This window comes from Streptomyces sp. NPDC058964 (assembly GCF_042741275.1).
Taxonomy (GTDB): Bacteria; Actinomycetota; Actinomycetes; order Streptomycetales; family Streptomycetaceae; genus Streptomyces.
Map to the genome: position 1 here is coordinate 1 of NZ_JBHYKH010000698.1, position 3706 is coordinate 3706.

General features: G+C 72.0%; 3 protein-coding genes and 1 pseudogene. 3 read left to right on the forward strand and 1 reads right to left on the reverse strand.

What is annotated here, in order from left to right; translation table 11 throughout:
* The first annotated feature begins 518 nt into the window (after positions 1 to 518).
* Genes ACFW2E_RS43195 through ACFW2E_RS43205 form a run of 3 tightly spaced genes read left to right on the forward strand, consistent with a single transcriptional unit; the run spans position 519 to position 2638 of the window.
* Positions 519 to 881 carry a MarR family winged helix-turn-helix transcriptional regulator gene (locus tag ACFW2E_RS43195; protein WP_014173936.1) on the forward strand — a complete coding sequence of 121 codons (363 nt, stop codon included), beginning with the start codon at positions 519 to 521 and terminating at the stop codon, positions 879 to 881.
* On the forward strand, positions 878 to 2311 hold the full coding sequence (locus tag ACFW2E_RS43200) for an MFS transporter (RefSeq protein ID WP_384476576.1): 1434 nt from the start codon (positions 878 to 880) through the stop codon (positions 2309 to 2311). Before ACFW2E_RS43195 ends, ACFW2E_RS43200 begins: the two co-directional genes overlap by 4 nt.
* 33 nt (positions 2312 to 2344) lie before the next feature.
* Positions 2345 to 2638, forward strand: coding sequence for a DUF1330 domain-containing protein (locus tag ACFW2E_RS43205; RefSeq protein WP_059130497.1), 294 nt, complete (start codon positions 2345 to 2347; stop codon positions 2636 to 2638).
* 30 nt (positions 2639 to 2668) lie between these two features.
* On the opposite strand, the pseudogene ACFW2E_RS43210 reads toward ACFW2E_RS43205, so the two are convergent.
* Positions 2669 to 3444 (reverse strand): annotated as a pseudogene (locus tag ACFW2E_RS43210) (site-specific integrase).
* Positions 3445 to 3706: the final 262 nt, after the last annotated feature.

Consider the following 3706-nt stretch of genomic DNA (forward strand, 5'->3'; position numbering starts at 1 on the left):
CTGTGGGCGTCTGCGGGGCGCCCGGGGGGGGGCGGGGGCCACCCCCGCGCGCGGCCGGCGCCCCCGCGGGGGGGCGGGGGGGCGCGCCGCGCCCGGGGGCTGCGGTTGGGGTTGCTAGATGGTCACGCCTGGCTGGCGCCGGGGCAGTTCGGCGTGCCGCACCGCCTCGGAGGCGAGGGCGATGCCCACGCCCAGGCTGGTGAAGATGCCGCAGCCGACGAACACCGGGGCGGCCCTCCGCGACTCTGTCGGGAATCTTGAGGTTCGGGACCCTGCCTCCACCACAGGGGCCGGGGCAGTCCTCGTTTGTCGGCCGCGCACCGAGCGCGATGGCCGGCCGCCGTCGCGGGTGCGGATCGAGGCCGCCCGCGTCAGTTCGACATTTCCATAAACTATGAATATAAAAATGCTATGCTTCGGGCGTGAGTCGTCAAGACACCGCTCCTGGCGCGTCCGCCGCCATCGGGGCAGCCCTCTACGGCCTGGCCACCAGGGCCGCGAGACGCCTGCCCCGGGACATGAGCCTGACGTCCGCCGCCACCCTGGCCACCCTGGACCGGACCGGCCCGCGGCGCATCACCGATCTGGCCGCGGTCGAGGGCGTCACCCAGCCCGCGATGACCGCCCTGGTCCGGGTGATGGAGGAGTCAGGCCTGGTCGAGCGGCGGGGCGACGCGTCCGACAAGCGGGTCACGCTGGTGTGCCTGACCGAGGCCGGCGCCTCCTATGTCCGGACGCGGCGCCAGGCGGGCGTCCACGCGTTCGAGCGGTTGATCGGCGAGCTCACCGGCGACGAGGTCGAGGCGCTGGTGGCGGCCCTTCCGGCGCTGAAGCATCTGGCAGAGCTCGAAAGCCAGGACCGCGAAGGGCCGAAGCAGTGACCGGGCAGCCGGTCGACGGGGTCGCGGTGAAGGCGTTCCCGGTGGCGCGTTCCGAGGCGCGGCTGCTGGTCCCCGCCCTGATGTTCATCGCTCTGGTCGTGGCGGCGGTCGCCAGCCTCGGGACGCCGCTCATCACCAGCGTGGCGACCTCGTTCCACGTCTCGCTCGGCAGCGCGCAGTGGACGCTGACCGCCGCGCTGCTCAGCGGCGCCGTCGCCACGCCGGTCCTGGGCCGGCTCGGAGCCGGCCCGCACCGGCGGGCCACGATCCTCGCCACGCTGGCGGTCGTCGTCGCCGGCAGCGCGCTCACCGTGCTGCCGCTGCCGTTCGCGTGGCTGCTGGCCGGCAGGGCGGCCCAGGGCGTCGGGCTCGGGCTGACGGCGCTGATGATGGGCGTGGCCCGGGACCACCTCCCCGAGGAGCGCAGCGCGGCCGTGATCGCCCTGATCTCGGTGGTCTCGATCATCGGGGCCGGCGTCGGCTACCCGCTGGCCGCACTGCTCGCCGAGCTCGGCGGGGTACGGGCCGCCTACGGCCTCGGCCTGGTCGTCACCGCCGCCGCCCTCCTGACGGCGTGGCGCTCCATGCCCGAAGCCCCCCAAGGCCGCTCCGCCCACGTGGACGTGGCAGGCGCGGTCGTCCTGGCCGCTGCGCTGCTCCTGGTGCTGTTCCTCGCCGGCGAACGGAATCTGTGGAGCCGGCACCTCGCCGTGGCGGCGGGCCTCGCCGTCGTCGCGGTGGTGCTGCTCTGCGTCTGGGCCGTCATCGAGCTGCGCAGCACGACGCCCCTGGTCGATGTGCGGGCGGTGCGGCACCCGGCGGTCGCCGGGGCGAACCTCGCCATGTTCGTCGGCGGGATCGGCATGTACCTCCTGCTCACGCTCATCACCCGGTACGCGCAGACGCCGCACGGCGCCGGCTACGGCTTCGGGCTGACGACCTTCGTCGCCGGGCTGGTCCTCATCCCGTTCTCGGTGCTGGGGTTCGTCGCCGGCAAGCTCACGCCGCGGGTCCGGGCGCGGATCGCCGACCCCCTGCTCCTGGCCGGCAGCGCCGTCGTGGTCGGCGGCGGGTTCGCCCTGTTCGCGGCGGCCCGGTCGGACCTGGCCGAACTGTTCGCGGCGATGGGCGTGCTCGGCTTCGGCGTCGGCGGCTTCTCGGCCGCGATGCCCGGCGTCATCCTGGCCGTCACCCCCAAGAGCGAGACGTCGAGCGCCATGAGCTTCAACTACGTCGTCCGCAGCGTCGGGTACTCCCTGGGCAGCGCCATCGGCGGCCTGATCCTCGCCGCGGGCACCGGCCCCGGCCACCTCTTCCCCGACGACAGCGCCTACACCACCGCGGCGCTGGTCGGCATCGGCGCCATGGCGATCACGACGCTGACAAGCCTCGCTCTCGCCCGCCGACGCTCGTCCGAGACCAACCCGTAAGTCAGATGCACTCATCCCAACACTGGAGGTTCCATGCCCAAGGGCTACTGGGTCAGCGCCTACCGCACCATTTCAGACCCTGAGAAGCTGGCTGCTTACAACAAGCTGGCCGGTCCGGCCGTCGAGGCCGGGGGCGGTCGGATCCTCGCGCGTGGCAGTCGGGTCGTGGCGCATGACGCCGGAATCGCCGAGCGCACCGTCCTGATCGAGTTCGACAGCTTCGAGCAGGCCGTCGCGGCGCACGAGAGTGCGGCCTACCAGGAGGCGCTGGTCGCCCTCTCCGACGGCGTCGAGCGCGACTTCCGCATCGTCGAAGGCATCGACTGACCGAGGTCCAGTCGGATCTTCACTGAAGACTCAACTTGGCTGCCGCTGACGAGGTCGGCGCCGACTGTCTCCAGGGGCAAGCAAGGTGGTGACCTCGGCGATTGCCTCCGCCGAGGGGTGGAAATAGCGCCGTACGTTCACCGGCTTCTTGTGCCGTGACTTGGCCATAGGCATCGGCAGGCTGGCTCCGGCCTCGCCGAGATGAGTGAGCCCGGAGTGGCGCCATTCGTGCAGGTCCCAGCCCGCGCCCTGCACGCCGGCGAGTGCCGTATGAGCGTCGAGCATGGCGCGAGCCTGCCCGTACGACAGCCGCGCGAGTCCGGTGTCCGGACAGACGTCGCGCGGGCTGACGACCTTGCCGGGGCCCGGCTTGCAGTGGGTGACGAACACCGGCCCGCGGGTGCGGCCCTTGATCAGGCGGGGCAGAAGACGGGCGGTGCCGGCGTCCCAGAACACAGTCTCCAGCACGAAGTCCTCGCGCGGGGCGCCCCGGCGCCGGGTGCGAGGCCGGGCGCCCTTCGACTTCACCGGGGCTCAGGCCGGGACCACAGGGCCGTCGTAGCCGCGTTCGGCGCACCAGCCCAGCCAGGAAAGCACCGCCGCGCGACGGGCGTTCCAGGTGTTGACCGCCGCGCTGCCCCACGACTGTTCCAGGGCCTCGCCGATCTCGTCATCCGCGATCGTCGCGAGCGGCCGGTTCTCGCCGAGGTGTTCGGCGGTCGTTCGGGTTGCCCAGCGAGTCGAGGAACGTGTCTGCGGCGTACGGGCGGCGCCTTCCCGGCGGGCAGTCGTACGACGGCGGGCACCGCTTCCCCCTTGCCACAGATAACAGGGTCGCTTCGTGCACGGCCCCGCAGACGTCGCCGTAGGCCGCGATCAGCGATGGCACAGATAGATAGGGCGTTATCTGCGGGAAGACTTCAGACAGGTCCGGCCGCCGACGATCCGTCAGCCGTCCACCAGGGTCGATCGAGGCTTAGCTTGTTCTTTATCTACCAAGATCTGCCGGGTTTACCGATGGCCTTGAGGGTCTCGGGGCGTTTGACGGTCTTGCCCACGTCGTAGCGG

Excerpts from the sequence above, each read along its gene's own strand:
- ACFW2E_RS43195 (WP_014173936.1), top strand. The coding sequence starts at position 519 with ATGAGCCTGACGTCCGCCGCCACCCTGGCCACCCTGGACCGGACCGGC.
- ACFW2E_RS43205 (WP_059130497.1), top strand. The coding sequence starts at position 2,345 with ATGCCCAAGGGCTACTGGGTCAGCGCCTACCGCACCATTTCAGACCCT.